The organism is Salinicola tamaricis, assembly GCF_003006155.1.
Taxonomy (GTDB): domain Bacteria; phylum Pseudomonadota; class Gammaproteobacteria; order Pseudomonadales; family Halomonadaceae; genus Salinicola; species Salinicola tamaricis.
In genome coordinates this window covers 3,541,563-3,563,366 of record NZ_CP023559.1, presented here as the reverse complement: position 1 = coordinate 3,563,366, position 21,804 = coordinate 3,541,563, and the positions used below count along the sequence as shown (strand labels likewise).

General features: G+C 65.2%; 17 protein-coding genes and 9 pseudogenes. 5 read left to right on the top strand and 21 right to left on the bottom strand.

Annotated features, from left to right (window positions below; genetic code table 11):
- Positions 1-25 precede the first annotated feature (25 nt).
- The 5 genes and pseudogenes from CN538_RS16350 to CN538_RS23430 form a co-directional block, all read right to left on the bottom strand.
- On the bottom strand, positions 26-1,243 hold the full coding sequence (locus tag CN538_RS16350) for a CaiB/BaiF CoA transferase family protein (protein ID WP_106420115.1): 1,218 nt from the start codon (positions 1,241-1,243) through the stop codon (positions 26-28).
- 4 nt (positions 1,244-1,247) lie between these two features.
- Positions 1,248-1,651, bottom strand: a pseudogene (locus CN538_RS23440) (acyl-CoA dehydrogenase family protein).
- Positions 1,652-1,704: 53 nt separating this feature from the next.
- Positions 1,705-1,899 carry a hypothetical protein gene (locus CN538_RS24635; protein WP_277985043.1) on the bottom strand — a complete coding sequence of 65 codons (195 nt, stop codon included), beginning with the start codon at positions 1,897-1,899 and terminating at the stop codon, positions 1,705-1,707.
- Between the two features lie 7 nt (positions 1,900-1,906).
- Positions 1,907-1,981, bottom strand: a pseudogene (locus CN538_RS25480) (hypothetical protein); the annotation flags it as partial.
- 32 nt (positions 1,982-2,013) lie between these two features.
- Positions 2,014-2,306, bottom strand: a pseudogene (locus CN538_RS23430) (acyl-CoA dehydrogenase family protein).
- 5 nt (positions 2,307-2,311) lie between these two features.
- On the opposite strand from CN538_RS23430, the gene CN538_RS24630 reads away from it, so the two are divergent.
- A complete protein-coding gene (locus CN538_RS24630; protein WP_277985042.1) occupies positions 2,312-2,440 on the top strand; it encodes a hypothetical protein in 129 nt (42 codons plus the stop codon).
- Between the two features lie 234 nt (positions 2,441-2,674).
- On the opposite strand, the gene CN538_RS24625 is transcribed toward CN538_RS24630, so the two are convergent.
- The 8 genes and pseudogenes from CN538_RS24625 to CN538_RS16320 all read right to left on the bottom strand — a co-directional run bounded on the left by CN538_RS24625 (position 2,675) and on the right by CN538_RS16320 (position 9,744).
- On the bottom strand, positions 2,675-2,803 hold the full coding sequence (locus CN538_RS24625) for a hypothetical protein (protein ID WP_277985041.1): 129 nt from the start codon (positions 2,801-2,803) through the stop codon (positions 2,675-2,677).
- Positions 2,793-3,956: an ATP-binding cassette domain-containing protein gene (locus CN538_RS16340; RefSeq protein ID WP_164999639.1), complete on the bottom strand. Its 1,164-nt coding sequence runs from the start codon at positions 3,954-3,956 to the stop codon at positions 2,793-2,795. Before CN538_RS16340 ends, CN538_RS24625 begins: the two co-directional genes overlap by 11 nt.
- A gap of 323 nt (positions 3,957-4,279) precedes the next feature.
- Positions 4,280-4,609, bottom strand: a complete 330-nt coding sequence (locus tag CN538_RS23425) for an AAA family ATPase (protein ID WP_242495269.1) — start codon at positions 4,607-4,609, stop codon at positions 4,280-4,282.
- A gap of 115 nt (positions 4,610-4,724) precedes the next feature.
- The gene (locus tag CN538_RS23420; protein WP_242495267.1) at positions 4,725-4,931 is read right to left on the bottom strand and encodes an ATP-binding cassette domain-containing protein; all 207 of its coding nucleotides are present in this window, start codon (positions 4,929-4,931) and stop codon (positions 4,725-4,727) included.
- Positions 4,932-4,990: 59 nt separating this feature from the next.
- The gene (locus CN538_RS23415) at positions 4,991-5,869 is read right to left on the bottom strand and encodes an ABC transporter transmembrane domain-containing protein (protein ID WP_242495265.1); all 879 of its coding nucleotides are present in this window, start codon (positions 5,867-5,869) and stop codon (positions 4,991-4,993) included.
- A gap of 125 nt (positions 5,870-5,994) precedes the next feature.
- Positions 5,995-6,997, bottom strand: a pseudogene (gene cydB / locus CN538_RS16330) (cytochrome d ubiquinol oxidase subunit II).
- A 4-nt stretch (positions 6,998-7,001) separates the two neighbouring features.
- Positions 7,002-8,415, bottom strand: a pseudogene (locus CN538_RS16325) (cytochrome ubiquinol oxidase subunit I).
- Positions 8,416-8,775: 360 nt separating this feature from the next.
- Entirely contained in the window at positions 8,776-9,744 is a 969-nt protein-coding gene (locus CN538_RS16320; RefSeq protein WP_106420113.1) for a calcium/sodium antiporter, read from the bottom strand.
- Positions 9,745-10,028: 284 nt separating this feature from the next.
- On the opposite strand from CN538_RS16320, the gene CN538_RS16315 reads away from it, so the two are divergent.
- The 4 genes and pseudogenes from CN538_RS16315 (at position 10,029) to CN538_RS16305 (ending at position 13,702) form a co-directional block, all read left to right on the top strand.
- Complete coding sequence (locus tag CN538_RS16315) at positions 10,029-11,402, top strand: PqiA/YebS family transporter subunit (protein WP_207233543.1); 1,374 nt, start codon at positions 10,029-10,031, stop codon at positions 11,400-11,402.
- An 86-nt stretch (positions 11,403-11,488) separates the two neighbouring features.
- A pseudogene (locus CN538_RS25475) lies at positions 11,489-11,641 on the top strand (MlaD family protein); the annotation flags it as partial.
- Positions 11,642-11,819: 178 nt separating this feature from the next.
- Positions 11,820-13,040 carry an intermembrane transport protein PqiB gene (gene pqiB, locus CN538_RS16310; RefSeq protein ID WP_340638147.1) on the top strand — a complete coding sequence of 407 codons (1,221 nt, stop codon included), beginning with the start codon at positions 11,820-11,822 and terminating at the stop codon, positions 13,038-13,040.
- Positions 13,037-13,702, top strand: a complete 666-nt coding sequence (locus tag CN538_RS16305; RefSeq protein ID WP_106420112.1) for an ABC-type transport auxiliary lipoprotein family protein — start codon at positions 13,037-13,039, stop codon at positions 13,700-13,702. The genes pqiB and CN538_RS16305 overlap by 4 nt, the downstream gene beginning before the upstream one ends.
- Before the next feature lie 217 nt (positions 13,703-13,919).
- Here CN538_RS16305 and CN538_RS16300 read toward each other — a convergent pair whose 3' ends face one another.
- The 8 genes and pseudogenes from CN538_RS16300 to CN538_RS16265 form a co-directional block, all read right to left on the bottom strand.
- Positions 13,920-14,621, bottom strand: coding sequence for an RNA polymerase sigma factor FliA (locus CN538_RS16300; protein ID WP_106420111.1), 702 nt, complete (start codon positions 14,619-14,621; stop codon positions 13,920-13,922).
- Between the two features lie 110 nt (positions 14,622-14,731).
- Positions 14,732-15,160, bottom strand: coding sequence for a flagellar protein FlhE (locus CN538_RS16295; protein ID WP_164999638.1), 429 nt, complete (start codon positions 15,158-15,160; stop codon positions 14,732-14,734).
- Positions 15,161-15,177: 17 nt separating this feature from the next.
- A pseudogene (flhA, locus tag CN538_RS16290) lies at positions 15,178-17,261 on the bottom strand (flagellar biosynthesis protein FlhA).
- Positions 17,258-18,426, bottom strand: a pseudogene (gene flhB / locus CN538_RS16285) (flagellar biosynthesis protein FlhB). Before flhB ends, flhA begins: the two co-directional pseudogenes overlap by 4 nt.
- 262 nt (positions 18,427-18,688) lie before the next feature.
- Positions 18,689-19,348, bottom strand: a complete 660-nt coding sequence (gene cheZ / locus CN538_RS16280) for a protein phosphatase CheZ (RefSeq protein WP_035471734.1) — start codon at positions 19,346-19,348, stop codon at positions 18,689-18,691.
- Between the two features lie 19 nt (positions 19,349-19,367).
- Positions 19,368-19,757, bottom strand: coding sequence for a chemotaxis response regulator CheY (cheY, locus tag CN538_RS16275; RefSeq protein WP_035471732.1), 390 nt, complete (start codon positions 19,755-19,757; stop codon positions 19,368-19,370).
- A gap of 88 nt (positions 19,758-19,845) precedes the next feature.
- Positions 19,846-20,911 (bottom strand): annotated as a pseudogene (locus CN538_RS25470) (protein-glutamate methylesterase/protein-glutamine glutaminase).
- Positions 20,908-21,804, bottom strand: a complete 897-nt coding sequence (locus tag CN538_RS16265; protein WP_106420109.1) for a CheR family methyltransferase — start codon at positions 21,802-21,804, stop codon at positions 20,908-20,910. The pseudogene CN538_RS25470 and the gene CN538_RS16265 overlap by 4 nt, the downstream one beginning before the upstream one ends.

The following is a 21,804-nucleotide window of genomic DNA, read 5'->3' as shown; positions in this document are numbered from 1 at the left end:
CAAGCCTGGCTGGGAATAGACGGCATTAGCCGATCACACCGCGCTCGCGCAGCGCTTCCCAGTCGGCAGCGTCGGGGCCCAGCCACCCCTGGAGCACGGCCAGGGTATGCTCGCCCAGCCGCGGCGGCATATCCGGCGCGCCCAGACGCTCGCCATCCAGCTTGATCGGATTGCCGACCAGATGCGCGACGCGGCCATCGTCACCACGGCGCTCGATCTGCATCCCGCGATGGCGTACCTGTGGGTCGTCGAAGACCTGATCCAGGGTATTGATCGGCCCGCTGGGCACCCCTGCCCGCTCCAGCGCCAGCAGCCAATCGTCGCGACGTCGCTCGCTCAGGCGCACCGCCAACTGCGCCACCAGCAGCTCGCGGTGGGCTACCCGGGCGGCGTTGGTGGCGAAGCGCGGATCGTCGGCCAACCCCGCCAGCGAAAGCACCTCGCATAGGCGCCGGAACTGGGCGTCATTGCCCACGGTGATGATGAGATGGCCATCGGCGGCGGCAAACGCCTGATAGGGCACGATATTGGGGTGAGCGTTGCCCAGCCGCTGGGGCACATTGGCGCTGGTGAGATAGTTGAGCGCCTGATTGGCCAGCACGCCGACCTGGACATCGAGCAGCGCCATGTCGATATAAGCACCCTTGCCATCTTGTTCACGCCGGCGCAGCGCCGCCAGGATGGCGTTGGCGGCATACAGCCCGGTGAAGATATCGGTGAGGGCCACACCCACCTTGGTCGGCTCGCCGCCGGCCGCGTCGGGCTGCCCGGTGAGGCTCATCAGCCCACCCAGGCCCTGGATCAGAAAGTCGTAACCCGCCCGCGCGGCGTAGGGGCCATCCTGACCGAAACCGGTGATCGAGCAGTAGACCAGGCCGGGGTTATCCGACTGGAGACTGGCGTGATCGAGCCCGTAGGCGGTCAGGCCGCCCACCTTGAAATTCTCGATCAGCACGTCGGCGCACGCCGCCAGCCGGCGCACCAGCGCCTGGCCCTCGGGGTCGGCGAGATCGATCGCCACCGAACGCTTGCCCCGGTTGGCACTCAGGAAGTAGGCGGACTCCTGGGTGCCGGGTAGCCAGGGCGGCCCCCAGGCGCGGGTATCGTCGCCGCGCCCCGGGCGCTCGATCTTGATCACCTCGGCCCCCAGATCGGCCAGTTGCTGGGTACACCAAGGGCCAGCCAGCACTCGCGACAGGTCGAGCACGCGGAGGCCGGCGAGCGGGAGTCGACTATCGCCCATGGCCTTATCCGAACGCCTGGATGCCGGTCTGAGCCCGCCCCAGGATCAGCGCATGGATATCGTGGGTGCCTTCGTAGGTGTTGACCGTCTCCAGGTTGAGCATGTGGCGGATCACCCCGAACTCCAGCGAGATACCGTTGCCGCCATGCATGTCGCGAGCGGCGCGCGCGATATTCAGCGCCTTGCCGCTGTGATTGCGCTTGATCAGCGAGATCATCTCCGGTGTTTGCCTTGCCGGCATCGAGCAACTGCGCGACGCGCAGACACGCCTGCAGGCCCAGCGCAATCTCGGTTGCATATCGGCCAACTTGAGCTGGATCAGCTGTTCGCCGCCAACGGCCGGCCGAACTGCTGGCGATCCAGGGGTGTATGACGCGCCGCATGCCAGCAGAATTCGGCGGCGCCCAGGGCGCCCCAGGCGATACCGAAGCGCGCCTTGTTGAGGACAGCCGAAAGGCCGCTCAGGCCAGCGGCACGGGCAGCAGTGCCTCCTCGTCGACGAAGACGTCATCGAGTACGATCTCGCCGGTGACCGACCGCCCGCAGCGTGCCTTGGCCTGAATGGTGGGGGTAGAGAACCCCTGCGCACCGCGCTCGACCAGAAAGCCTTTGATGCGCCCTCGTGGGCATCGGATTGGCCCACACCACCGCCACATCAGCGATCGGACTATTGGTGATCCACATTTTCTGGCCGCTGAGGCGGTAGCCCCCCTCGACCTTGCGTGCCCGGGTCTGCAGGCTACCCGGGTCGGAACCAGCGTTGGGCTCGGTCAGCCGAAGCAGCCGACCAGCTCGCCGCGTGCCAGACCCGGCAGCCAGCGCTGCTTCTGCGCCTCGCTGCCATAGGTCTCGATCGGATACATCACCAGCGACGACTGCACGCTCATGGAGAGCGGTAGCCGGAATCGACCCTTTCCACTTCGCGCGCGATCAGCCCATAGGCCACGTGGCTGGCACCGGCGCCACCGTAGGTTTCACTCACGGTCGCGCCGAGCAAGCCCAGTTCCCCCATCTCGGAGAGAATCTCGCGCTCGAAACGCTCCGACTCGAACGCCTCCAGCACCCTGGGTGCAACCGTGTCTGGCAGTAGTCCCGCGCCACCTGCTGTATCTGGCGCTCGGCGTCGTCGAGCTGCTGATCGAAAGCAGCGGATCGTCCCACTGGAAACCGGACATGGCACACGCCTCCTGGCACTGAGTCAAAGGGAGAGATGGCGCATGAAAGCAGCGCCTGAGGAGCAGCGTACGCCAGGGTCGAGGCAGGAGATATAAGAAAAACGTCGATATTATCTACAAAATATCGACGTTTTTGGAGGGCATTGATCAGCTAGGCATCGATGTCACACGGGAATAGTCACGTCTTGTGCAGCGTAGCCCCCTGGGCGCCGGGCACCAGGCTCCAGCAGCTATCACAAGTCGGTAGCGCGGCGATTCATGCGCCAGCAGCGCGGTTGCGCCCGGCCAGCCAGTGCGCCAGCGCCGCTTTCACTACCTGTGCGGTCGACGCATCCAGCCCGCTCAGCGGCTCGTCGAGAATCACCAGCGGCGAATTACGCAGCATCACCCGCGCCAGCGCCACCCGACGCGCTGCCCACCGGAGAGCTGACGCCCCTGCTCGCCGACCCAGGTCTGCAGCCCCTGCGGCAGCGCCTCGGCCCACTCGTGCAGATCCACCTGCTCAAGCACCGCCCAGAGCTGGGCGTCGCTGGCGCGGGGTCGCCCATGCGCAGGTTGGCCGCCAGGGTGTCGTGGAACAGCTCGCTGCGCTGGGTGAGATAGCCGACACGCGCACGCAGAGAATCCGGCGACAACTCGGCGACCCGATGATCATCGAAGCGCAGTTCGCCGATATCCGGGTCGAAGGCGCGCACCGCCAGCTGCGCCAGGGTCGACTTGCCGCTGCCGGAGGCGCCGATCACCGCGACCTGCTGCCCCGGTGCCAGGATGAGATCGACCCCGCGCAGAACCCAGCGTCCGCCCTGGCACAAGCCGACATCGCGATAGACCAGATTCGGCGCGGCGCCACCGCCCTGCAGCGTCACGCCCGCCTGCTCGGGCGTCAGCGCGGTCTGGGCATTGAGGCGCTCCGCCGCGCGCTGGGTCGCGCCGAGCTGGGTGAACGCCATCGGCAGGCCGCCGAGGCCCTCCGCCACCGCCAGCGTACCCAAGGTCAGCATCACCATCTGTGCACCGCTCGACAGCGCCACCAGGCCGAGTGCGAGCACACCCACGGCGGCAAACTGGATCACCAGTGTCGTCAGCGCGTTGGCGGCGGCGGTACGCTTGCCCAATAGGCGCTGATCGTCGAGCAGTCCCTGCTCCTCGGCCCGCCAGTGGTCAAGATGCGTTTCCAGGGCACCATAAGCAGTGAGTTCGGCCAGCCCCTCTACCTGCTCCACCGCACGCACCCGCAGCGCCTCCTGGCGATCCACCCGGCGATGGCTGGCACGCCAGCCCCACGCCGCACAGCCAACCGTCAGCACCAGCCACAAGGGCACCAACAGCCCCAGCAGCAGCCAACCCGCCGCGGGCAGGAACAGCATGGCGAACAGGGCGAAACCGAGAATCGCCACCAACGCCACCAGCGGCGGCGCCAGCAGACGCAGATAGAGGTTGTCGAGGGTGTCGATATCCGCGGTGAGGCGGTTGAGCCACTGCGCGGCGCGGGCGCGGGAGAGCGTGCGTGCGTCCAGTCGCACCAGCCGCGCGAACACGCCACCCTCAGATCCGCCAGCAGGCGCAGGACGGTGTCGTGATTGTAGAGCCGCTCGAGATAGCGGCTCGCGGTGCGCGCCACGGCGAAGGCGCGTACCCCGCTGCCCGGCGCGAAGACATCGAAGAACACCGGTACGGAGAGCGCCGCCACCGCGGTGGCGGTGATGAACCAGCCAGAGAGCGACAAAAGGCCCAGCGCGCTCACCAGGGTCGAGAGCATTAAAACGGCGCCGAGCCATAGGCGGCCGTGTCGCGCACCAAGCACGCCGAGCCACGGGCGCAGGCTGCGGTAGGAGATACGTCAGTCCAGTTGCCAGCGTACTCATGAATTCGAGGCCTCCTGCCACAGGGTGCCAGGTGCGCTGACCAGGCGGCCGCCATCGAGGGCGAGCACACGATCGGCCATGGCCATGAGCGCGGGATGATGGGTCGCCACCAGCAGTGTACGGCCGCTGGCAGCGAGCCGCTGGAGTGCGGCCACGACCGCGCGCTCGGTCTCTGGATCGAGGGCCGCCGTCGGCTCGTCGAGCAGCACCAGTCGAGCCGGCGACAGGAAGATCCGTGCCAACGCCAGACGCTGGCCCTCACCGCCGGAGAGCCCGACACCGCGTTCACCCAGCCGGGTCTCGAGGCCGTGGGCGGCGGCGCGCATCCAGTCGCCAGGCCGGCCTCCTCCAGCGCCTCGTGCAGCGCCGTATCGCTCGCCGACGGTGCCACCAGGCGCAGATTCTCGGCGAGTGTGCCCTGAATGATCAGCGGACGCTGGTCTAGCCAGGCGATCGCCGCACCGGGGGCCACCGAGACGCGGCCGCGTCGGCGGCGACGAAGCCGGCAATCAGTTGCAGCAGGCTAGACTTGCCGCTGCCGGAGGGGCCGATCAGCGCTACCACCTCGCCGGTTTCCACGCGTAGCGAAAGCGGCCCCAACACCTGCTGACGGCCGACATGACTAAGCTCGACGGCCTCCAGCTCCACCGCTGCCGCCACTGACGCACTCGACGTTGGCGCCGATGCGGGGCGTCTCTGGCACCGGCTCATCGAGCAGTGCCATCAGCCCTTCCGCAGCCCCCAGCGCCGAGGCGCGGCGTGGTAGTGCTGCGACAGCGTACGCAGCGGCTGGAAGAACTCCGGTGCCAGCAGCAGGATGAACAGGCCGCTGAACAGATCGAGCTCGCCGGCCGGGCCATAGTCGATATAGCCCAGCGGCCCAGGCCGATGTAGATCGCCACCCCGCGACCGAGACGGCAGCGAAGAACTCGAGCACCGCCGAGAGAGAGAAACGCCACGCGCAGGGTACGCATGCTGCGCCGCCGGTAGTCATGGGCGACGTCGCTCACCTCGGCGGTGGCGCGCTCGCCAAGGCCAAACAGCTGCAACGTGGTGATCCCGCGCACGCGGTCGAGAAAGTGGCCGGAAAGTCGCGTCACGGCGCGAAACTGCGCCTCGTTCAAGCGCTGCGCGCCCATGCCGATCAGCGCCATGAACAGCGGAATCAGCGGTGCGGCGATCAGGAGCCAGACAGCGGCCAGCCAGTTGAGCCACAGCACCACCGCCAGATAGAGCAGCGGCACCGCCAGCGCCAGCATCACCTGAGGACGAAAACGCGCGTAATAACCCTCCAGCGACTCGACCTGATCGACCAGCTGGCTGGCGAGGCCCGCGCTGTGCCGGGAGGCCAAGCGCACCGGGCCGAGCGCGTGAAGCTTGGCCAACAGCTGCGCCCGCACGGCGCGCTTCACTGCCAACCCGCAGGCCTGGCCGCTCACTTCCTGCCCCCACTGGGCGGCGGCGCGCAGTATCAGTGTCAGCGCCACCATCAGTAGTGCCGGCCACAGCTCGATGATGCCCTGCTTGGCGATCACCGCCTGGGCGACGATCCAGGCCAGCCCGCCCAACTGAACCAACGTGGCCAAGGCCGCAAGCAAACCACAGCCCAGCGTGCGCCGGTGCCACGGCCGAATGGCCGTGGCTTGGGCTTCCAGCCACGCCCGCGACGGATTGCGCGGACGTGAGCTGGCGCGTGAACGCGACGCTCGGCTCAATGGTAGCCCTCACCGACACGAACCTTGCCGCGGAATACCCAGTAGGACCAGGCGGGTGTAGGTGAGAATGATCGGCAATACGAAGAGTACCCCGATCAGCAGGAAGAACTGCGACTCCGGCGCCGAGGCGGCATCCCACAGGGTGATCTGCGGCGGCACCACATAGGGCCAGCGGCTGACGATCAGGCCCAGATAGGTGCACACGAACAGCCCCAGGGTGAGCAGGAAGGCGCCACCCTCACGACCGTGGCGGTTGCACAGGAAGATCCCCAGCGCGCACAGCAGCGCCCCGCCAGGCAGCAGCCAGATCACCTGTAGGTGATCGAACCAGCGCTCGAACACACCGCGGTCGATCCAGGGCGTCCACAGACTGACGATGGCGAACACCGCGAGTACCCCCAGCAGCAGCTTGGGCACCAGCGCCCGCGCCCAGTCACGCACGTGGCCTTCGGACTTGAGCACCAGCCAGGTCGCCCCCAGCAGCGCATAGCCGACCACCAGCCCGAAACCGGTGAGGATAGTGAACGGCGTCAGCCAGTCAAAAGCGCCACCGACATAGACCTCATTGGCGGTCTCGAAGCCCTGGATATAGGCACCGACGACGCAGCCCTGAGCAAAGGCCGCGACGAACGAGCCCCCGGCGAAGGCGCGATTCCACCAGTGGCGCGTGCGCCGCGACTTGAAGCGGAACTCGAATGCCACGCCACGGAAGATCAGCCCCGCCAACATCAGGAACACGCCCAGATAGAGCGCCGGCAGCAAAATGGTGTAGACCAGCGGGAAGGCAGCGATCAGTCCGGCACCGCCAAGGACCAGCCAAGTCTCGTTGCCGTCCCACACCGGCGCCACCGAGTTCATCATCACATCGCGGGCGTCCTCGTCCGGCGCGAACGGGAAGAGGATACCCAAGCCCAGGTCGAAGCCATCCATCAGTACGTACATGATCACGCCGACCGCGATGATGACCGCCCAGATCAGAGAGAGATCGAACATTTCCATGCGCTTAACTCCTGGAGGCCGAAGTGTGACCGTCGAACGGCACGTGGGTGGCGGAGAGCGGCCGAGCGGGGCGATCCGCGTCGTGAATCTCTTCGTCCGGATCGAGCTCGTCGAGCCCCTGGCGAATCACCTTGAACAGGTAGTAGACGCCGGAGATGAAGATCACCGCATAGACCGCGACGTATCCGATCAAGGTCACCAGCACCATCCAACCGGAGAGCGAGGGCGTCACCGCATCCTTGTAGGAGAGCACGTTATAGACCAGCCATGGCGAACGTCCGATCTCGGTGACGAACCAGCCCGAGAGCACCGCCAGGAATGGCGCCAGACTCATCAATTGCAGCCCGCGCAGATAGAACCGCGAGGTGTAGAGGCGGCCCCCCTTACGCAGGAACAGCCCGGCCAGCGCGAAAGCGATCATCAAAAGCCCCATCGCCACCATCACCCGGAAGCTGTAGAACACCATCCACACGGGTGGTTGCTGCGACTCGGGAATCTCCTTGAGCCCCGGCACCACACCATCGACCGAGTGACGCAGAATCAAGCTGGCGCCATTGGGAATGCCAATCTCCACGCGGTTAGCCTGCAGTTCGCGATCCGGCAGCGCGAACAACAGCAGCGGCACGTGGGATTGGGTATCCCAGTTGCCCTCCATCGCCGCCACCTTCATCGGCTGGTGCTCGAGGGTATTGAGACCGTGCTCGTCACCGACGAAAGCCTGCAGTGGCGCCAGAATCAGCAGCAGCCACAGGGTCATCGACAGCGCGCGGCGGTGAGCCTCGACGTCACGCCCGCGGATCAGGAACCAGGCGCTGACACCGCACACCACGAAACCGCCAGTAAGGAAGGCCGCTAGCGCCATGTGGGGTGAAGCGATACGGGAACGAGGGGTTGAAGACCGCCTCCATCCACGAAGTGATATGTACCACCCCTTCACGAATCTCGAAGCCCTGCGGAGTCTGCATCCAGCTGTTGGAGACCAGAATCCAGAAGGCCGAGATGAAAGTGCCCACCGCTACCATCAGCGCGGCGAAGAAGTGCACCGAAGGCGACACCCGGTGGCGCCCGAACAGCAGCACACCAAGAAAGCCCGCCTCGAGGAAGAAGGCAGTGATCACCTCGTAGCTGAGCAGCGGTCCGATGATGTTGGCCGCGAAGCGTACGAAGTTGCTCCAGTTGGTACCGAACTGAAACGCCATCACGATGCCCGAGACCACGCCGATACCGAACACCACGGCGAAGATCTTGGTCCAGAAGTAGCCCAGGCGATCCCACACCGCGTTGCCAGTAGCGACATAGAGCCCCTGCAGCACGGCGACGTAGGAGGCCAGGCCGATGGTGAACACCGGAAAGATGGCGTGGAAGGAGACCACGAAAGCGAACTGCAATCGTGAGAGTAGGATGGGATCTAGTGCCATGGCTGGCTCCTCGGATGCGTGGGAGCGTCGCGAAGCGGCTGAACGGATGGAGCCATCCGCGCCGCCGGGCGCGCTCCCTCTATAGTGACCGGCCGTCGAGGTCGGCGGAGATCGACCCTTGCAGGTCTTGGCGATGATGATACGGGCGCTGACAGCCGCTCACACGATGTCGCAATGTCGCAGTCCTGCCGCAGGCCCTGAGCAAACATTAGGCAAATCTGCTAAAAGCCGCCAACCACGCGGCCTGGCGCCGCCCAATACAGGAACGGCACGCCCAGCGTCCCGCCCTGGGGTGCGACAATATGCCAACTCCTGGCGCTTGCCTTTGTCGGCCCCTTATTCACTAGAGAGCCATCGGCCTCACACCAGTACCGTGGAGACCAGCCAGGTGGTGTAGGCGATGAAACTGGCCAGCAGCGCCCCGCCTTCGAGTCGATTGATCCGACCCTGGCGGCCGCGCAGGCCGATGCCAAAGACCAGTAGCGCCAGGGTCAGCCCCGCCATCACCGGCCAGTCTCGGGTCACCACCACCGTATCCACGGCGATTGGATGAATCATCCCAGCCAACCCCACTACCGCCAGTGTATTGAAGAAGTTGGAGCCCACCACATTGCCGAGTACCAGATCGTGCTCCCCTTTTCGCACCGCCACCAGCGACGAGGCGAGTTCCGGCAGCGAGGTGCCGATCGCCACCACGGTCAGGCCGATGACCAGATCGCTGACCCCCAGGGCCTGGGCGATGCTCACCGCGCCCCATACCAGCAGCCGCGAGCTGGCGATCAGCAGCAGCAGCCCGGCGAGGGTCCAGAACAGGCCGCGCTTGAGGCTCATGGCGTGCGCTGCGGCGTGACTCTCGACGTCGACTGCCAATGTGTCGTCATCCTGACGCCGCGCGCGTAGCACGCTGTAGATCAGGTAGAGTGCCAGCAGGCCCAGCATCAGCACGCCGTCACCGCGCGAGATATCCCCGTCGTGCAGGCACCAGAGCGAGACCAGGGTCGCCACGCCGAGCAGCGGCAACTCCTGGCGAATGACCTGCGAGTTCACCAGCAATGGGCTGATCAGCGCCACCAGCCCGACGATCAGGCCGATATTGGCAATATTGGAGCCGTAGGCATTGCCCAGGGCCAAACCCGGGTTGCCCTGGCTCGCCGCCAGTGCCGAGACCATCAGCTCCGGCGCCGAGGTGCCGAAGCCGATCACCAGCATGCCGATCAGCAGCGGCGGCAGTCCCAGATGGCCAGCGGTGGAGGCCGCCCCCTCGACGAAGCGGTCGGCACTCCAGACGAGCAGCGCCAGTCCAATGATGATTGCCCCAAGAGCCAGCATGGCTATCCTTCTCCTTAGCGATCATTCGAGCGCACCCAGAGGGGTGCGCGTTTTACTCATCGACGGCGCGTAAGCGATTGTTCTTCTAAGGCGCTCACGCCTTGACCTACTATAGTATCGGAGCGCATGCGTAACCAGCGTCGCCCACACGCCTAGCGGATCGCGCTCCACGTTTCCGGTGACGTACTAACTTTCCGGTGACGTACTAACAACCCAACAAACATGCATGAATGTATGTACTCAGGTAACATGACGATCCGGCACGACCGCGACTCGAAGGAAGCTTGATTGCCTCTCTGCGTATCGACCACCCTGTCGCTCAGGATACTGCGCCGTGGCACCCCACCGCGCGCCGCCGACGGCTGCGTGCCTGCCATGAGTGCGACCTGCTGGTGGCACTACCACCGCTGCGACCCCACCAGCGCGCCAGTTGCCCGCGCTGCGGTCATACCTTGAGTCATCGCCACGCGCGCCCGGCTCAGCGCAGTCTGGCGTTGGCGATCACCGCGCTGATCGCACTCGTGGCGGCGCTGAGCTTTCCCTTCATTCGCTTCGAAGCGCGCGGGGTCAGCAACGCCATTCAGTTGACCGATACCGCGATCAGCCTGGTCGACTTCCACGAACCTTTCGTCGGTATTCTGGTACTTCTTACCGTCGTGGTGCTCCCGGTGTTCTATCTGCTCAGTGTGATCTGGCTGCAGATCGGCCTGCTGCGCCGTCGACCGTTACCGCGCAGCCGGCGCATCGCGCGCGCCCTGGTGCAGCTGTCGCCGTGGATGATGGCGGATGTCTTTGTGATCGGCGCTCTGGTCAGCCTGATCAAGATCGCGGGCATGGCTTCGGTCGACCTGGGGCTTTCATTCTGGTCGTTCTGCGCCTTTGCCCTGCTGCTGCTGTGGACCTCGCGCTCGCTGGACATCGACTGGATGTGGTTCTCGCTTGCTGGCGAGCCGCCGGCGCCGGAGCACTGCCGGCTCGGCGAACCGGCGGCAGCGCAGGGCGTGACCGGCTGCCCCACCTGCGGCCTGGTCAATCGGCTGAGCCACTTCGGCCGCGGGCGCTGCGCGCGCTGTGGCGAACGGCTGCGCTTTCGCAACGCGCACAGCCTGCAGCGCACCTGGGCCCTGCTGCTGGCAGCGGTGATCCTCTATATCCCGGCCAACCTCTATCCGATCATGACCACCACCTCGCTAGGCAGTGAGACCCCGTCCACCATCATTGGCGGGGTGCTGATCTTTCTTTCCCATGGTGACTGGCCGATCGCGCTGATCATCTTCACCGCCAGCGTGGTGGTGCCCATCGGCAAGATTATGGCCATGGCGTGGCTATGTATCGTGGTCCGCAGACGCGGCCAGCTCAGCTACCGCCACAAGCGACTCAAGCTCTATCGCATCACCGAGTTCATCGGCCGCTGGTCGATGATCGATGTCTTCGTGGTGGCCATCCTGGTCTCCCTGGTGCATGCCGGTTCGCTGCTGGCCATCACGCCGGGGCCGGCGGCGCTCGCCTTCGCCTCGGTGGTGGTGATCACCATGCTGGCGGCGATCACCTTCGATGCGCGCCTGATCTGGGACACGCGCGACGTGCAGCCCCACATGCCAGCGGCGCTCAAGCGCCAGTCCCCCTACTCTCCGGTCAAGGAAGCCGACGATGTCTGATTCGCTGCAGCGCGCCAAGCGCTTTCCAGTCGCGCCTGTCGCCGATCTGGATCGTGCCGCTGCTGGCGGCGCTGATCGGTGCCTGGATGGTATGGGACACTCTCTCCAGCCGCGGCCCGCTGGTGACCCTGGACATGGAGAATGCCGAGGGCATCGAGGCCGGCAAGACGCTGATCAAGACACGCAACGTCGAGGTCGGACACGTCGAGAGCGTGCGCCTCTCCGACGACCTCTCCCATACCGTGGTGACCGCGCGCATGTCCAGCGATGCCGGACGCATGCTCAACAGCGACACTCGCTTCTGGGGGTCAAGCCGCGTATCGGCCGCGAAGGCATCAGCGGGCTGGGCACGGTGCTTCAGGCGCCTACATCCAGCTGGCGCCGGGCAAGAGCGACAAATATCAGGATCACTTCGAGGTGCTCGACCAGCCGCCGGTCGCCCCGCCCGATGCGCCGGGGCTGCGCATCAATCTGGTCAGTCAGGTGGGCAACTCGCTCAGCGCCGGCGACCCGGTCACCTACCAGGGCTACACCGTGGGTCGGGTGGAAAGTACCGACTTCGACCCCGAGAAGCGCGAGATGCGCCACCGCCTGTTCATTCAGGCACCTTACGATTCGCTGGTGACCGACACCACGCGCTTTTGGAGCGCCTCGGGCATCGATGTGCAGCTCAACTCCGAGGGCGTCAGCGTCAACCTGGATTCGTTCGAGACCCTGATCAGCGGCGGTGTCACCTTCGGTGTGCCCGAGGACGTGACCCAGGGCAGTCCGGCCAAGCAGAACGCCACCTATACGCTCTACAACAGCGAGGAGAGCGCCCGCGAAGGGACCTACGACCAGTACGTCGAGTACGTGCTGCTGGTCGATGATACCGTGCGCGGCCTGAGCCGCGGCGCGCCGGTGGAGTATCGCGGCGTACGCGTGGGCACCGTGGTCTCGGTACCGTGGCACTTCACCGCACCGCAGCCGGACGGCCTCAACCAGTTCGCGATTCCGGTACTGATCCGGATCGAACCGCAGCGGCTGGAGAGCGGCGAGGACATCAACGAGAAGATCGACGATCAAGAGGTGCGCCAGCGCTTCGAGAAGATGTTCAAGGATCTCGGTCTGCGCGCCACGCTCAAGGCCGGCAACCTGCTCACCGGCGCGCTCTTCGTCGACCTCAACTTCAGCGATGACGCCCCCGCCTACAAGCCGATGACGTTCGACGGCAAGCCGGTCTTCCCGACGGTCTCCGGCGGCTTCGCGCAGATCGAACAGAAGGTCTCCAACCTGCTCGACAAGCTCAACGACCTCAAGATCGAGCCGATCCTGTCGAGTCTCGACAAGACCATGCAGACCTCGCAGAAGACCCGAGCGGTGCAGCAGATTGCCGAGTCGGTCAATGCGATCGTCTCCGATCCGGCCACCCAGCAACTGCCGGGCAGCGTCAACGACACCCTCGAGGAGCTGCAGAACACCCTGAACGGCTTCTCCTCGGGATCGTCCGGCTACCGCCAGCTCAACGATACGCTCAAGCAACTGGAGCAGCTGATGCGCGACCTGCAGCCGGTGGCACGCACGCTGAGCGAGAAACCCAATGCCCTGATCTTCGATCGTGAGGTTCAGGCCGATCCCACGCCGAGGGCCGCACCATGAGATCGTCTTCCGCGACACTGCCCACCCTATCGATACCCCAGATGCAGCGCCGGGTACCGGCACGAAAGGGGCGTGTACGCCGCCATGCCCTCGGCCTGCTGCTGGTCGCCGGCCTGTTCACCCTGGCCGGCTGTGCCGGCACGCCCAGCACTCCCAGCCGCTATGTCCTGCCGGCGGCCGGCGACGTGACACCGGTGACCGGCGTCAGCACGTCGACGCTGGTGGTGCAGCCGGTGGCGATCTCGAGCTATCTGGATCAGGAAGGCATCGTGATGCAGTTGAGCGATATCGAGCTCAATAGCGCCAATCAGAACCTGTGGGCCGACAGCCTGGGCAGTCAGCTGACCCGTAACCTGCGCCAGACCCTGACTCAGGCGTTGCCGCAGACCCTGGTACTGGGGGCGGGCAGCGGCAGTGACGCACGTCTCAGCGTCGAGGTGGATCGCTTCCAGGGCCGCTATGACGGTCAGGCGGTGGTGTCGGGCGAGTGGCAGTTGCGCGAGGGCAACCGCGTGGTGCGCCAGGTACCCTTCAACATCACCCGGCCGCTCACCGCCGATGGCTATCCGGCGCTGGTGCGCACTCTGGGCGAGGCTTGGGAAGCGGTTGGTGAGCGCATTGCCAGCGAACTAGCACACCCGAGCGGCAGGGCGAGCCCCTGAGTCTGATCGCAGCCCTGGGCCAGACCGGAAAGACGCCGCGCCAGAAAAGCGGCGACCCGGGCGAAGACAGACTTCGCCCGGGTCGCGGGACGCGCATAGACGGCCGCCAGCGCGGCCAGTGTCAGGAAGCGGTCAGTCGATCCGGCGATCACCGTCGACCAGACGGCGTAAGGTTTGTGCGACAAGTCGGCGAGCGTAGGCCATTTTCGTAAAAAACCTAGTTGACCAGACGGCTACGCAGGCGGGCCACCGCCTGGCTGTGCAACTGACACACGCGAGACTCACTCACCCCCAGCACCGCGCCAATCTCCTTGAGATTCAGCTCCTCCTGGTAGTAGAGCCCCAGCAGCAGCTTCTCGCGCTCCGGCAGTGCATCGATCGCCGCCATCAGGCGCTCGCGATTGTCACCATCGAGCAGCGCCTCGAAGGGTGACGGCGGCCCGCCCTCGCTGACCGCGCCCACGCCGTTCTCGCTGTCGCTCTCATCGTAGGCGAGCAGGAAACCGTTATTGGCATCTGTCAGCAGCTGGTGGTATTCGCTCTGAGAGATGCCCATCTCCTGGGCGATCTCGCGCTCTTCGGGCGTGCGCCCGAGTCGCTGCTCCAGGCGCCCGACTGCCTGATCGAGGGCTCGCGCATTACGGCGCACGCTGCGCGGCATCCAGTCACGGCTGCGCAGCTCGTCGATCATCGCCCCACGAATACGCTGATTGGCGTAGGTGGAGAAGCTGGCGCCATGGGCATTGTCGTCGTAGCGCCCCATGGCGTCGAGCAACCCCACCATGCCGGCCTGGATCAGGTCATCGAGTTCGACACTCGCGGGCAGCCGAACCTGCAACGAGAGAGCGTGTCGCCTCACCATCGGCATGTACTGTTCGATCATTGCCCGCTGATCGATCTTGCCCTGTACGGTATACATCGAATCGCCTCGTGATTAACCCGTCCGGCACGACCTAAGAGCAGTGCCAGTCGATCCATTATGCACAGCCAGGGCCAGGGCTAGCCGTCAAACTCCCGTGCTCGGGTACGCTATTTTGCCTTTTTGTCGCGCGGCGGCGGTGTGCCACGCGCGAAATCCACCATGACCTGGCCTCGGCTGATCACCGCGCGCGCTCCACTCTGCGGGCGTAGACGGAACCAGAACCTCAGCGGCTGCGCGGCATCTCGGCCGGCAAAGCGCCGGGTGCTGCCATGGGTCGCGTCCAACACCACGCAGAGTTCGGCCTGGCACAGCCGCGCCTCGAGCCCCTGCACCGGGCCCTCGACGTCGAAGCGCCAGGCCACGCGGGTGACGCTGGCCTGGCCGAGGTGCGCGGGGGGCATGACCGGATCGCTGCTCAGCGCGCGTTGACTGGCCACCACCACCTGCCGTGGCAGCGCGCCGACCCAGGAGCCGGCCGCCGCGGCCACCGCGGCACTCGTTCCCAGCGTAGCGCACATCGCCAGCGCCAGAGACATCCGTGCCGCGCGAGACATCAGCCGTTACCACCAATGGTCGCGGTGACCCGCAGCGAGCGGTCATCGGGTATCTCGGCCTGGGAGAGCACCACCAGTGACTTGATCTGGCGCCGCAGGAACGCGCCAGCAGCGCGCGCAAGCCGTGTTGGACCACCAGCACGCGGGCTCGTCACGGCTCTGCTGACGCTCGACCGCGGCGGCAGTGCTGCTTCATCAGGGTATCGGCCAACCCCGGCTCGAGCGCCCCACCGTTATTGAGTGCCTGGGTCAGCACCTGCTCGAGACGCGGTTCGAGACCGATGACATGCATCGGCTCGTGTCCGGGGAACCACTGCTGGGTGATGGCACGGCCCAGTGCCACGCGAACGATCGCGGTAAGTTCGTTGGCGTCGGTCTGCTGCGGCGCGAACTCGGCGAGCACATCGAGAATGGTGTGCATGTCGCGAATCGGCACGTCTTCGGCAAGCAGGTTCTGCAGGATACGCTGCACCGTGGTGAGCGGAACGAGCTTTGGCACCACGTCCTCGACCAGCGACTTCTGCTGCTCGGAGACCTTGTCCAGCAGCTGCTGCACCTCAGCACGGCCCAGCATGTCGTCGGCATGCTCGTGCAGCAGGTGATTGAGATGGGTCGCCACCACGGTGCTGGCGTCGACCACCGTGTAGCCGTAGATCTGTGCGCGCTCGCGCTGAGCGGTATCGATCCAGTAGGCCTTGAGGCCGAATGCCGGATCCTCGGTCTCGACGCCATCGATCGCACCGGACACCTGACCCGGATCGATCGCCAGCCAGCGTCCGGGGAACGCCTCGGCGCGACCGATCTCGACCCCCTTGAGGGTGATCACGTAGGTATTGGGGCTGAGCTCGAGGTTGTCGCGGATATGCACCACCGAGGGCAGGAAGCCGACGTCCTGAGCAAACTTTTTGCGCACGCTCTTGATCCGCCCCAGCAACTCGCCTTGCTGGCGCTGATCGACCAGCGGAATCAACCGGTGCCCGACCTCGAGCCCCAGGGTGTCGACCAGCTGCACATCGTCCCAGCTCGCCTCCGGGGTTTCCTGCACCGCAGCGGGCGCTTTCTCCTCCACGCGCTGTGCCGCCTGCTGCTGATTCTGTCGCGACAGCCACCATCCCAGACTGCCGAGGGCGATCGCGAACAGCAGAAAGACCAGGTTGGGCATACCGGGAATGACCCCGAGCAGCGTCATCACGCCGGCGGCGAGGTACATGACCCGCGGATTGTTGAACAGCTGGCTGAGCAGCTGCTGACCGACGTCCTGGTCGGTGTTGACGCGGGAGACAGTGACACCCGCTGCGGTGGAGATGACCAGCGCCGGAATCTGCGCTACCAGGCCGTCACCCACGGTGAGCAGCGTATAGGTCTTGGCCGCCTCGGCGAACGGCATGCCGTGCTGACCGATACCGATCATCAGCCCGCCGATCAGGTTGATCACCATGATCAAGAGCCCCGCCATGGCGTCGCCACGCACGAACTTACTGGCACCATCCATGGAGCCGTAGAACTCGGACTCCTGATTGATCTCGCTGCGCCGCCGGCGCGCTTCCTCTTCACCGATCAGACCGGCGTTGAGGTCGGCATCGATCGCCATCTGCTTGCCGGGCATGGAGTCGAGGGTGAAGCGCGCGCCGACCTCGGCGATACGCCCCGCCCCCTTGGTGATGACCATGAAGTTGATCACTACCAGAATCAAAAACACCACCAGCCCCACGGCGAAGTTGCCGCCGATCAAGAAAGCCCCGAAAGCTTCGATCACCTTGCCCGCAGCGTCTCCCCCCTCATGCCCATCCATGAGGACGACACGGGTCGAGGCCACGTTGAGTGACAGCCGCAGCAGGGTCGAGAACAGCAGCACCGCCGGGAAGGCAGCAAAGTCGAGCGGCTTCTCGGTGAACATGCTGACCAGCAGCACCATGATCGAGAGCGCGATATTGAAAGTGAAGAAGAGATCGAGCGCGAACGGCGGCAGCGGCAGGATCATCATGCTCAGAATCATGATGATCAGCACCGGGCCGGCCAGCAGCTTCAACTGTGAGTTACCGGACAATTGTTGCCGGCCGAACCACTGGGTCAGCGCGTTCATTCACCCTCCTTGGGGGCATCGGAACCGTCACCACGATCGTCGAGACTCGACGGCACGGGAAGATCGTGCGGCGTCGGCGGCGTGTCACCGCCCTCGCTCGCTACCTGTTTGAGCTGGAACGCCCAGGCCAGCACCTCGGCAACCGCGGTGTACAGATCAGCCGGAATCTCGTGGTCGAGATCGACGTGCCGATAAAGCGCCCTTGCCAGCGGCGGCGCCTCCAGTCGCGGGATGCCGTGCTCGTCGCCCAGCTCGCGAATGCGCGCAGCGACCTCGTCAGCACCTTTCGCCACCACGCGCGGTGCCGCCATCGAACTCTGTTCATAGCTCAGCGCCACAGCGTAGTGGGTCGGGTTGGTCACGATCACGTCGGCATTGGGCACCTTGCTCATCATGCGCCGGCGTGCCATCGCCTGCTGCTGCGAGCGAATGCGTCCCTTGACGTGGGGGTCGCCCTCGCTCTCCTTGTGCTCCTGGCGGATATCTTCGCGGCTCATGCGCAACTTCTTGTGATGGCTCCAGATCTGATAGGGCACGTCGATCAGGATCACCACGATCATCGAGGCGACGATCAGCCCACAACCGATCGCCGCCATGCGCATCGCCGTGGCCAGCGCCTGCTGTATCGGCATCTCCATCAGCCCCAGCAGGTTGCCCTTGTGCGACCACAGATAGTAGACACCGACCCCGCCCACCAGCGCCGACTTGGCGATCGCCTTGGCCAGCTCGGCCAGCGCCTGGGTCGAGAACATGCGTTTCAACCCCTTGAGCGGGTTGAGCTTGCTAAGCTGCGGCGCCATCGACTTGGCCGACATCAGCCAGCCACCGAGCAATGTGTGCCCGAGTACCGCCGCCACCGCAAACAGCAGAAACAGCGGCAGCAGCACGATCAGGGTGCTCTGGCCCAGCGTCCAGACGTGGCTGAGCGTGCGCGAGGTGTCGAAGATCATGCCACGGTCGAATATGAACGATTGTTCCATCACCATGCCCAGATCGTCGTACAGATTGTGCCCCATGAGCCACAGCCCGCCGACACCGCAGACCAGCAGCAGAAAGGTCGCGAGCTCGCGCGAGCGCGCGACCTGCCCTCCTCGCGCGCCTTCTGCAGGCGCCGAGGTGTCGCTGGTTCGGTTTTTTCCTGATCGCTATCGTTCTGCTCGGCCAAGCGGACTCCGCCACGGTAAGGCGCATCATCGCGTGGACGACATTCTGCGTGGCGGAGTGAGAAGTCAAAGGCGGAAATAGCACGGCCAAGTAGCGGCTATTTATCGTGCGAGCACTGCGGAACGACCAAGCCCCGGCCCAAGGCAAGGGCATGGAAGGTCAGCAGCGAGGTGCCAGCTGCGAGATGCGGGCCGGCGAGGCGCTAGCGATGGAAAGGCCTGCCGGGGAGAACTGCCGCGGCCCCGATGGGGCCGCGGCATCGCTCAGAAGCCGAGGCTGTCGAGCAGATCGTCGACCTGATCCTGATTGCTCACCACATCGGCGGCCTGCGGATTGACCTGAGGGCCGTTGAGCAGGGAATTCGACTGCTTGGCCGCAACGGTCGCCGAGAGCTCGCGCCGCTCGGCGCTGTCCGGGGCATTGTCGATCAGCACCTGCAGCAGCTGCTGCTCGATCTCACGGATGACGTCCATCATCTTCTTGATCACCTGACCGGTGAGATCCTGGAAGTCCTGGGCCATCATGATCTCGAGCAGCTGCGCGTTGGTCGCGCTGGTCTGCTTGGGTACCGTCTGCAGGTAGCTGCGGGTATCGGTGACCAGCGCCTTGGCCTCATCGAGTTCCTTGGGCTCGGCGAACCAGGCATCCCAGCGCTTGTCGAGCGCCAGCGCTTCGCTCTCCAGCGAGTTCTGGATCGGCTGCGCCTGGTCGATGGCATTGAGCGCCCGCTCGGCGGCCTGCTCGGTCATCGACGCGACATAGCTCAGGCGGTCGCGAGCATCGGGAATCGCCTGAGCCGCGCGCTCGACCTCCTTATCCAGGCCCAGCTCACGCATGTTGTCGCGCAGCATGCGCGTGAGGTGGCCGATGCGACGAATCAGGTCGTCGGGAGCCGCCGTCTCTTGAGGGTTGGCACCGCTCATGATCTACCCTCCTGTGGCGTCATTTGCCCAGTTTTTCGAAAATTTTGTTGAGCTTCTCTTCCAACGTAGCTGCCGTGAACGGCTTGACAACGTAGCCGTTGGCACCCGCCTGGGCGGCGGCAATGATGTTCTCTTTCTTGGCTTCCGCCGTGACCATCAGTACCGGCAGTGAGGACAGCGCCGGATCCTGGCGGATCTCCTTGAGCATCTCGAGACCGTCCAGGTTGGGCATGTTCCAGTCCGAGACTACGAACTCGAAGCCTCCGGCACGCAGCTTGGTCAGCGCTTCCTGGCCATCTTCCGCCTCTTCGACGTTCTCGAACCCGAGTTCCTTGAGCAGGCTGCGCACGATCCGGCGCATGGTCGGGAAGTCATCCACGACCAGAATGCTCATGTTCTTGTCAGCCATCGTCTTTCCTCAATCCTTGTCAATACGCGGGCGATTGCCCTGATTATCGGCTACCGCGCCGCCAGCTTTATCAAATCCGCAGCCTTTATCAAACGCGCTGCGCGCGACCGGAGACGTGCATCTGTTGAACCAGATGGCTTGCGATATCCGGCAGCGACACGATCTCTTCGGCACCGCCCAGGGCGATCGCCTCCTTGGGCATGCCGAACACCACGCAACTGGCTTCGTCCTGGGCCACGGTGTGCGATCCTGCCTGGCGCATCTTGAGCAGACCGGCGGCGCCATCCTTGCCCATGCCAGTGAGAATCACCCGAGCGCGTTGCGCCCGGCGCAGCTGGCCGCTGAGTCGAACAGCACGTCGACCGAGGGCCGGTGGCGATTGACCGGCGCGGTATCGTCCGCGCGATCACATAGTTGGCACCGGAACGCGCCAGGCGCATGTGCCAGTCCCCGGGCGCGATATAGACATGGCCCGGCAATACTCGCTCGCCCTGTTCGGCCTCCTTGACCGTGACCCGACACAAGCGGTCGAGACGCTCGGCGAACGAGCGGGTGAAACCGCTCGGCATGTGCTGGGTCACCAGAATCGCCGGGCTGTTGGCGGGCAGCGGCTCCAGCACCTGGCGGATCGCCTCGGTGCCGCCGGTGGAAGCGCCAATGATGATCACCTTCTCGCTCGACAGCATCGGCCGCCTTGAGCGCCTCGCGGGGTACCGCCGGCGCCGCAGTCTCGGGCTGGCGACGCGGCCGCGCCTGCGCTGCAGCGCGGATCTTGTCGGCGATCAGGTCGGCATAAACTCGAGCATGCCTTCACGAATACCCACTTCGGGTTTGGCGACGAAGTCGACCGCGCCCAGTTCCAGCGCCCGCAGGGTGATCTCGGAGCCGCGCTGGGTCAACGAGGAGACCATCAACACCGGCATGGGGCGCAGGCGCATCAGGCGTTCGAGGAAGTCGAGCCCATCCATTCGCGGCATCTCGACATCCAGCGTCAGCACGTCGGGATTGTGGCGCTTGATCAGATCCCGCGCCACCAGCGGATCGGGCGCGGTGGCCACGACCTCCATGTCCGGCTGCGACTCGATGATCTTGGTCATCAGGTCACGAATCAGTGCCGAGTCGTCGACGCACAGTACTTTGATCCGGGGTTTCATGCAGGGCGCCCTCCTCGCGCGGCACCAGCGGCGGCATTCGCCGCCAGCGTATAGATGGTCTGACCACGCAGTCGGAACGTCTGGTTCAGAAACGAAAAGTTTTCGGAGTGACCGGCGAACAGCAGGCCATCCTGCTTCATCTGGGAGGCGAAACGGCGCAGGATCGCCGACTGGGTCTCCTTGTCGAAATAGATCATCACGTTACGACAGAAGATGATGTCGAAAGGCGCATTCAGCGACCACTTGTCAGTGACCAGATTGAGCGTGCGGAAATCGATCATCGACGCCAGTTCCGGCCGCACCCGCGCCTTGCCCGCGCGCGCGCCACTGCCGCGCTGGAAGAAGCGTCGGCAGCGCGCCTCGCCCAGCTTCTCGACCGCCTCCAGCGGATAGATGCCCTGACGCGCGGTATTGAGCGCTTCGGTATCGATATCAGTGGCCAGGATCTTGACCTGGGAGGCGGCCGAACCCAGCACTTCCTGGACGGTCATCGCCAGCGAGTAGGGTTCCTCGCCGGTGGAAGCGCCAGCACACCAGATCTTGATGCTCGGGCCACGGCGCTTGATCTCCTCCGCCAGCACGGGGAAGTGGTGAGCCTCGCGAAAGAACGCGGTGAGGTTGGTGGTCAAGGCGTTGGTGAACGCCTCCCACTCGTCGGACTCGGGGCGTGCGTCGAGGTGCGCCAGGTAGTCACCGAAGCGCGTCATGCCATGTAGCCGCAGGCGCTTGGCCAGACGGCTGTAGACCATCTCGCGTTTATTGTCGGCCATGACGATACCCGCGCGCCGATAGATCAACGCCCGCACTCGCTCGAAGTCGCGCACGGTGAAATCGAGATCGCGAGAGAAGCTCGCCGGGGCATCGGCTGCTTCCGAATTGGCAGCAGCAAACAT

Excerpts from the sequence above, each read along its gene's own strand:
- CN538_RS16350 (WP_106420115.1), bottom strand. The coding sequence starts at position 1,243 with ATGGGCGATAGTCGACTCCCGCTCGCCGGCCTCCGCGTGCTCGACCTG.
- CN538_RS24635 (WP_277985043.1), bottom strand. The coding sequence starts at position 1,899 with ATGTGGCGGTGGTGTGGGCCAATCCGATGCCCACGAGGGCGCATCAAA.
- CN538_RS24625 (WP_277985041.1), bottom strand. The coding sequence starts at position 2,803 with ATGCTGCGTAATTCGCCGCTGGTGATTCTCGACGAGCCGCTGAGCGGG.
- CN538_RS23425 (WP_242495269.1), bottom strand. The coding sequence starts at position 4,609 with ATGCGCGCCGCCGCCCACGGCCTCGAGACCCGGCTGGGTGAACGCGGT.
- CN538_RS16320 (WP_106420113.1), bottom strand. The coding sequence starts at position 9,744 with ATGCTGGCTCTTGGGGCAATCATCATTGGACTGGCGCTGCTCGTCTGG.
- CN538_RS16305 (WP_106420112.1), top strand. The coding sequence starts at position 13,037 with ATGAGATCGTCTTCCGCGACACTGCCCACCCTATCGATACCCCAGATG.
- CN538_RS16300 (WP_106420111.1), bottom strand. The coding sequence starts at position 14,621 with ATGTATACCGTACAGGGCAAGATCGATCAGCGGGCAATGATCGAACAG.
- CN538_RS16295 (WP_164999638.1), bottom strand. The coding sequence starts at position 15,160 with ATGTCTCTGGCGCTGGCGATGTGCGCTACGCTGGGAACGAGTGCCGCG.
- cheZ (WP_035471734.1), bottom strand. The coding sequence starts at position 19,348 with ATGAGCGGTGCCAACCCTCAAGAGACGGCGGCTCCCGACGACCTGATT.
- cheY (WP_035471732.1), bottom strand. The coding sequence starts at position 19,757 with ATGGCTGACAAGAACATGAGCATTCTGGTCGTGGATGACTTCCCGACC.
- CN538_RS16265 (WP_106420109.1), bottom strand. The coding sequence starts at position 21,804 with ATGTTTGCTGCTGCCAATTCGGAAGCAGCCGATGCCCCGGCGAGCTTC.